This window comes from Azospirillum griseum (assembly GCF_003966125.1).
Lineage (GTDB): Bacteria > Pseudomonadota > Alphaproteobacteria > Azospirillales > Azospirillaceae > Azospirillum > Azospirillum griseum.
This window is the reverse complement of record NZ_RXMA01000032.1, coordinates 41,437-48,239: the sequence shown is the minus strand read 5'-3', so window position 1 is coordinate 48,239 and position 6,803 is coordinate 41,437. Positions and strand designations below refer to the sequence as shown.

Genomic DNA, 6,803 nt, shown 5'->3' with positions numbered 1-6,803 from the left:
GGCATGCCGGCCTCCCAAAAGGTCTCCTGACCGTCACGTCGGATCGGGTGTGCTTCGCACCCAAGCCGAATTACGCACCAAAGTCCCATCAACCGCCACTTTGTAGGATTGTGCCTACATTTCGTCTGGTGGCCCCCGCTCCGTTGTAGTATCGTAGCATCATCATAATGGCTGGAGTGGATAGCATGGGCCGAATGATGTCGAGTAGAGAGTTCAATCAGAACCCAAGCGAAGCGAAGCGAGCCGCCGAGGATGGTCCGGTGATCGTCACCGATCGCGGGGAGCCAGCCTTCGTGCTGCTGCGCTATGACACCTATCAACGCCTGTCAGGCGACCAGGGCGGCTCCATCGTCGAACTGCTGCGCCAGGACGACGCCGGGGCCGACTTCGATTTCGAGCCGGCGCGGATCGGCGATCTAGCCCGGCCAGCGGTGCTGGACTGATGTTCCTGCTCGACACCAACGCCATCTCCGAGCTGCGGCGGCCGGCGCGGGCCAACCCCGGTCTGCTCAGCTGGGCGGGCGGCGTGCCGCCTGCCGACCTGTTCATCTCTGTCATCACCCTGTTCGAGATTGAGCTGGGTGCTGGCCAAGTCAGCCGTAGGGATGCCGCACAAGGGGCGGTGCTGCGCAACTGGATCGACACCCAGGTGATGCTGGCGTTCAGAGGCCGTATCCTGCCGGTGAATGCGGACGTCGCGCAGCGCTGCGCGACGCTCCACGTTCCTGATCCAAGGCCACAGGGCGACAGCCTGATCGCGGCCACCGCGCTGGTTCATCGCTTGATCGTCGTGACCCGCAACGTGCGTGATTTCGAACCGATGGGTGTTCCCCTGCTCAACCCCTGGAGCAACAGCTGACACCCTCCCGCCTTTCCGGAAGACGCCCGTCCATCTCCAGGATGAAGGAGGGAAGCAAATGACCATGCGAAGGCTTGATCGTCTGTCCGTTTTTGCATTGATCGTGATCGGAAGTGTGTGCGGCACGGCGGTGCCGTCCAGTGCCCAACAGGCGGCTCCGATGCAAATCCCACCGCCGGGTCCGCCGCTGTTGCTTAAGAACGATCCGAAACGCCCGACCGCGCTGGTGGCACGGGACCTCGGTGTTTCACAGGAGCAGTTCATCGCCTGCTTCGCGAACGTCAATCCCTCGCCGCAGGGCACCCGCCCAACGTCCGAGCGCGTGCACGCCAACAAGGCCGTGCTGCTGTCCTGTCTGCAACGCGCCAATCCGACCATCACCAACGATGGCTTGGACACCGTGATGGATCGCTACCGGCCTGGCGGGCGCGAGGCCCAAATGCCGGTGAGATGATGTCGGCCAATCGCGCAACCGCCCAAATGCGAGAAACACAAATGCCCGCCCGGATCAAAATGACCAAACTGACTGTGTTTGGATTCAATCTCAATTTCTGGAAGCACCGTGAGTTTGTGCCTTTTGCGCCACCACCGTCAAAACCTGGCCGCTGGCTTCACCTTGTAGATCGGTCGTGCTTCTTACGGAGTCGGCGCGTGCGTGTTGATTCTGTCCGGCGCGACACAGGAGCGCGCAGCGGTTGGATGGTTGGCTTCGAGGGAGAGTCGCTTGACGGCGGCTATTTTCATCGGACCAGCCTTCAGGCGACGCGGCATTCGATTGTCTGGGATCGCGCCACCCCCCGTGCCACCTGGTCATGGCGTCGCGGGTCTTAACCGGATTTCGCCGCCACCGATCGGGTGATCGGCTCCCGTAAGGCGCTGGGCTTTCAGAGTGCACGGGGTCTTCCCTGCCATGCCGATGGATTTCCCGCGTCTTCCTTGGACATGGATCTCGGCTCACCGCTCCAGTGCCATTTGAACGGAGTCCTGTTCATGGTCCAGAACACATCCTCGGCGGTCATGGCTCAGCGCATCGAGCCCGAGGGAAGCTTGGACGATTTTCCGACGCCGCCGTGGGGCAGCCGTGCCGGCGTTCTCCATGCCCTGTACCGTGACGACGTGCCGTTCACGCTGCCGCCGGCGGCCGACCTCACGGTGTGGGAACCTGCGGCAAACCGGGGCCACATGGTGCGACCGTTGCGTGAGCACTTCGGCGTCGTTCTTGCCTCTGACGCCCATGACTATGGGTGCGGCTTCGATGTGCTGGATTTTCTCTCCCCGGGCCACCCCATAACGGTTCCCGACCTGGTGATGACGAACCCGCCGTTTGGCGTCGCCGCTGGGTTTGTGCGCCGGGCGATGCAAATCTCGCGGCTGGGCTGCGCGGTTCTGGTCCGCGGAACATGGCTGGAGTCACGAGAGCGGTATGAGCTGTGCCAGCAGCATCCACCGGCTCTGGTGGCCCAGTTTGCCGAGCGTCTTCCGATGATCGCCGGTTACATCGCCCGGAAGGCCAGCACGGCGTCCGCCTACGCCTGGGTGGTGTTTTTGCACGGGCATGGCGACACGCGTTGGCGTCACATTCCCCCCTGCCGCCGCCTTCTGGAGCGGGCCGACGACTATCCGGACTGGGCTGCCCAAGCCCGGCTCATGAACGACGATCAGCTTGCCAAGCTGCTGCTCCGCCATGCGAGCGGCAAGGCCAAGCCCCCGATGCCCGAGGCGGTCATCCGAGCCGAGTTGCTCAGCCGGGGGATCGGCGACCAGGCGCTCGGCCTCCGTGCGGCCTGAGGAAGCGGATGAGCCGGATCGGGAGTCCGCCGCCCCCAGGCGCGACGCACCCACCCGGCCAGGGACGCGGGCTGTCCGGCAGGCCCGCCGCGTCGTGCCAACGCTTCCTCCCGCGCCCCGGCGGCACCGCAACGCTCCTTGTCGTTCGGGACGCGGCAGACGCCCACGTCACCAGTTCGGAAGCGCGTCCTCCGTGTACGGCGCCGCGAAGCGGTCGTAGTAGGGTTGGAGTTCCGGTGGCATCGCCGCCAGAAAGTCCGGGGCGTTGAGGGAATGGCTGGGCAGGGCCTCGTGGATGCAGGCCAGGAGCGCCGTGCCCTGCTTCAAGTCCTTGGGGCGCTTGCCAGCATGGCGTTTCTCTTGGTCCGACATCCAGAGCTTCTGCAAGGCGAACCAGCGCGGATCGGGAGCCACCACGCGGGCGGGAGAGGCGTCGCGCGCCACCGCGACACGGCTGATCCGCGTGCCCGGCAGCAGCCATTCCTGTTCCGGGAGCGGCACGGGAACCGGCCGGTCGCGCCGCGACATCCGGCGGGACGGTGCCGCCAGCAGCTCGACCTCATAGGCGGCGGCGTTGCGCGCCTGGAAGGTCCGCTCGCTGTTCACGGTGTAGGTGCTGTCGACGGCCTTCAGCAGCGCCCACACCGGCACGTCGGGACTGGACGGGTCGTCGACCGTCAACCACGCCATGTCGAAGTCGTCGGTTTCCTCCGGCGCTCCGTCGATCCGACCGTTGATCTCCAGGGCGTAGGCCGCCAGGGCGTTGGTGCCGACCACCATGAGGTGCGATCCCAGCAGGCTGCGCCGGTCGGCTTCCCGCAGAATTTTTGCGGCTTCGGAGGGGAGCAACGGCAGACCGAGCGCGCGATACACCTTGCACGTCTGGCTCAGCGTGACGGCGCTCCGGTTGCGACGCTCGGTCAGCTCGGCCTTGCGTTCACGATAGCTGTCAAAAATGCGCTCCGTTTCGGCCGATCGCGGGCCGAGGCTCTTGCCGTTGCCGATCCGGTCGAACAGTTCGTAGAGATAGTCCTTGCCGTTGCGGTCGGCCCATTTCAGTCCGTATGGCAATTGCGCGAGAGACCGGTCGGCGTCCATCCACACCTCGTAATGCTGTTGGAGGTTGATGACTGTCCTGATCTGCTCGTCGGAGAAGGGAATGACGCTCACGGCTTGTCCTGCGTTTCCATGATAAGTCAACTTTGCAGGACAAATCATGTCCAGTCAATGAGTTGAAGGATATTGTCCTGCATCCAGCCAAAGCACCTGATTTGCGGGTCAAATCAATAATTATCAATATGTTGCTGCGCGATGTCCTGGCCTGACTGGACGGCGCAGGTCAGTGGATCGAACGCATCCCGCGCCGATCCGGCTCAGCGCCGCCTTGTTGAAATCCATGGGTTTGGTCCGGCGCTTCGTGGGGGGCTACCAAAGCCGCCCGTCCAGGGTGGGTGAGGATTATGGGAGAGGCGGTCGTCCTTCCGACCGATCAAGGTGTCAGCGGGTCAGCGCGAGGCTGTCCGTTTTGGACGGGTCACTGTGGCGCGGCGAACGCGGTCACGAGCAGGGCCAACGGGATGATGAGGATCCCCGAACTTGCGATCGCGTTGAGACTGTCGTACAGTAGCGAAACGCTATTTCTGGTGGGAGGTCCCATGGCGACGAGATTGCCATCCGGTGTGTCCGGTTCCGAGGTCAAGCGGCGCGTTCAGGCGCTTGGTTTGACGGTGAAAGAATTCGCAGAACGGCTTGGTCTGCATGAGACAACAGCCTATTTGGCCATACGCATGGACGATGCCCCGTTGCCAATCGTGCGGCATCTGGAGGACCTTGAGTTGCTGCACAAGATCGGTGTCCTACTTGGAAAGAAATAGCGAGACGCAATTTATACTGTTGCCGGACTGGCGATGCGCTCGTAGTGTCTCCTTATGGACAACGCGGCCAGGGCCGCACCAATCGGGAGACGGAGCATGCGGAACGTCACGTGCTGCCCATACTGCGGATCAAAGGCGCTGCTGGATGGGCAATCGGCATTCCTAGAGATGGGGGAATGGGACGGCAAGCGGCACGCGAGCGAAGGGGATGCGGTCGGGATGAGGTGCGAAGACTGCGGCGGCGAATTTTGGGTGAACGGCCCCCGCATGATCGCAGAGCCGCTGGACGCTCCGTCGGATCGTTGCTGTGTCAAATGCGGCGACGGGAAAGATTGAGACCCTGCACCGTCACGCACGGACCAGAGATACGCGGACCAGAGATTTTTCCGTTCATCATTCCGGCCATCGGGAGCGCATCATGACCGTCTCGCCCGTTACGCAAACCGATTTCACGGTCCATCTTTTTGCCGTGGTCCGCGTCCCGGTGTCGATCACAGCCGGGGACAAAAAGGAAGCCGTGGAGCGCGCCATCGAGGAAACCGACCTCGTCAGCGAAATCCGTCATGGCGAGTACGCCGAGGAAGTCACCCATGCGCTGGTCGATGTGCAGGGTGACACAGGCTATGCCCATTCGACGTGGCATTCGGCCAATGGCGGTGAGTATCGGGATCCCGCCGACCTGCAGGCACTCGTGGATCGGATCGCGACGATGGATCCCGCCACGACCGACCTTGGAAGCGTCATCCAACAGGCGCGCGCGCTGTCGAGCGCGTGCGCTGCCGCAGTCCCCACCTGAGCGGGATTGCACGACGGCAGACGGTCGGGGTGCTGTGGCGGCGGGGGCGGTCGTCCCTGACCGCGCCCGATCACCGCCGTTGCGGCGTCAGCGCCGAGGCGATCCACAGCTTTTCCACCTCCCAGGAGCCGCCTCTGGGGCCGCCTGTCGGCGCTTCGCGCACCACACCCGCTTCGCGCAGCTCGGCGGCGAGCAGGTAGACGCCGCGTCGGCTCAATTGTGCCGCCCTGCCCAACGTTCGCTCCATCACAGCGGTGGTGTAGGCCGGTTGCTGGTGCAGCCAGTGGAGCACAGCGGGAAGACGCGACGTGCCACGCCGTCCGGCAAGGCCAAGCTGCTCTTCCCAGCCGCTGTGCACACGGTCCAGGGCCGCGCTCCGCTCCATCTCCATCACGATCAGCTCGCCGGTCGCGGACAGCAGCCAGCGTTCCCAGCCCTGCCCGTCTCGTTCAAGCGCCAGGCGAAAGCCGGTCCGATCCCGGGCCAGAACCGGGGCCACGCTGGGCGCGATGCCCGCTTGCAGGCCGCAGGCGCGTTCCACAAGGGTTCCGCTGCCGAGCCACGCCAGCAGCGTCCACAACCCGGGTTCCCCCCGGTCACGCTCCACCAGCGCCCGCGCCACCGCGCTTTTGTCATCGGTCGGAGCCACGCGCCGCCTTGGACGGGCGGCTTCTGGCGCGGTGAGCAGCACGCGCATGGCCCGCGCCACGCCAAGCAAGCCCGGCGCATCCAACAAGGCGGCCTCGACCTCCTGAAGCGTCGCCTCCACGGCCTCGCGCTGGGGTTGGGTCAGCGGTTGCGCACGGCCCCCCAACCCTTCGGCCCACCGCTGCTGGAGTTCGTCGCACCAGTCGACCGTCCATGCGGAGAGTGGCGCGTCCGGCGCGCGGGGATCCTCAACCTCAGGGTCGCCGGTCTCATCCTGCGGGCTGAGAAGATCCTCGGCGTTGGCCAGAAGCGCGCGTGTCTGCGCCATCAGGGCCGCCGCCGCGTTGGGCAGCCCTTGGGAGTCCGACGGCGGTCGCGGGACGACGGGCGGAGCGGTGTTCGTCCCCTCCTCCGTCTGGCCAAGACCGGCGAGCAACCGGCGGCGGCGCTCGCGCCCAATCCGTGGATCAAGCCTTGGCGACTCCCGCCCCCGGATCGAGGGATCAAGCCGGTAGACCGGCCCCTGCAGCGCGGTGGCCAGCGTCCAGGCCGTGTGCACCCAGGCGGCGTCCGGATCGCATCGTGACGGGTCGGCCAGCATCAGCAGAAACGCGTCCGGATCGGCGATCCGACCGCCCAGGGCGGCGGCGGCGAGCGCGGCGCGGCGGGCGTGGTCATGGCGCCAGCGGTGACGGCGCTCGGGATCGGCCAGCAGGCGTTCGTCGAACCGGGCAAGCTTGCGCTCGGCGGCCAGGAGGTCAGGCAGCATCACGATGTTCCGCGACGTGAGACATGAGTCCAGAGACGTTGGGAAAAAGACGCCCGCGCTGGTGCGCAT

General features: G+C 65.2%; 8 protein-coding genes. 6 read left to right on the top strand and 2 right to left on the bottom strand.

Annotated features, from left to right (window positions below):
* Positions 1–194 precede the first annotated feature (194 nt).
* From EJ903_RS22700 to EJ903_RS22685, 4 genes are all read left to right on the top strand, one after another.
* Positions 195–443, top strand: a complete 249-nt coding sequence (locus tag EJ903_RS22700) for a type II toxin-antitoxin system Phd/YefM family antitoxin (RefSeq protein ID WP_342772190.1) — start codon at positions 195–197, stop codon at positions 441–443.
* Positions 443–859 carry a type II toxin-antitoxin system VapC family toxin gene (locus EJ903_RS22695; RefSeq protein ID WP_126619751.1) on the top strand — a complete coding sequence of 139 codons (417 nt, stop codon included), beginning with the start codon at positions 443–445 and terminating at the stop codon, positions 857–859. Before EJ903_RS22700 ends, EJ903_RS22695 begins: the two co-directional genes overlap by 1 nt.
* 58 nt (positions 860–917) lie before the next feature.
* Positions 918–1,313 (top strand): hypothetical protein, encoded by a 396-nt coding sequence (locus EJ903_RS22690; protein WP_210211523.1) that lies wholly within the window; start codon positions 918–920, stop codon positions 1,311–1,313.
* 536 nt (positions 1,314–1,849) lie between these two features.
* Positions 1,850–2,647, top strand: coding sequence for an SAM-dependent DNA methyltransferase (locus EJ903_RS22685; RefSeq protein WP_210211522.1), 798 nt, complete (start codon positions 1,850–1,852; stop codon positions 2,645–2,647).
* A 168-nt stretch (positions 2,648–2,815) separates the two neighbouring features.
* Here EJ903_RS22685 and EJ903_RS22680 read toward each other — a convergent pair whose 3' ends face one another.
* Positions 2,816–3,817, bottom strand: a complete 1,002-nt coding sequence (locus EJ903_RS22680) for a GSU2403 family nucleotidyltransferase fold protein (protein WP_158627986.1) — start codon at positions 3,815–3,817, stop codon at positions 2,816–2,818.
* Positions 3,818–4,302: 485 nt separating this feature from the next.
* Here EJ903_RS22680 and EJ903_RS22675 point away from each other — a divergent pair, with 485 nt between their 5' ends.
* Positions 4,303–4,521: a hypothetical protein gene (locus EJ903_RS22675; protein ID WP_126619747.1), complete on the top strand. Its 219-nt coding sequence runs from the start codon at positions 4,303–4,305 to the stop codon at positions 4,519–4,521.
* 418 nt (positions 4,522–4,939) lie between these two features.
* Complete coding sequence (locus tag EJ903_RS22670; RefSeq protein WP_126619745.1) at positions 4,940–5,317, top strand: hypothetical protein; 378 nt, start codon at positions 4,940–4,942, stop codon at positions 5,315–5,317.
* Between the two features lie 70 nt (positions 5,318–5,387).
* Here the strand turns inward: EJ903_RS22670 and EJ903_RS22665 are convergent, their stop codons facing one another.
* Positions 5,388–6,734 carry a hypothetical protein gene (locus EJ903_RS22665; RefSeq protein ID WP_126619743.1) on the bottom strand — a complete coding sequence of 449 codons (1,347 nt, stop codon included), beginning with the start codon at positions 6,732–6,734 and terminating at the stop codon, positions 5,388–5,390.
* Positions 6,735–6,803: the final 69 nt, after the last annotated feature.

Coding starts and splice junctions, on each gene's coding strand:
- EJ903_RS22700 (WP_342772190.1), top strand. CDS start 195: ATGATGTCGAGTAGAGAGTTCAATCAGAACCCAAGCGAAGCGAAGCGA.
- EJ903_RS22695 (WP_126619751.1), top strand. CDS start 443: ATGTTCCTGCTCGACACCAACGCCATCTCCGAGCTGCGGCGGCCGGCG.
- EJ903_RS22690 (WP_210211523.1), top strand. CDS start 918: ATGACCATGCGAAGGCTTGATCGTCTGTCCGTTTTTGCATTGATCGTG.
- EJ903_RS22685 (WP_210211522.1), top strand. CDS start 1,850: ATGGTCCAGAACACATCCTCGGCGGTCATGGCTCAGCGCATCGAGCCC.
- EJ903_RS22675 (WP_126619747.1), top strand. CDS start 4,303: ATGGCGACGAGATTGCCATCCGGTGTGTCCGGTTCCGAGGTCAAGCGG.
- EJ903_RS22670 (WP_126619745.1), top strand. CDS start 4,940: ATGACCGTCTCGCCCGTTACGCAAACCGATTTCACGGTCCATCTTTTT.
- EJ903_RS22665 (WP_126619743.1), bottom strand. CDS start 6,734: ATGCTGCCTGACCTCCTGGCCGCCGAGCGCAAGCTTGCCCGGTTCGAC.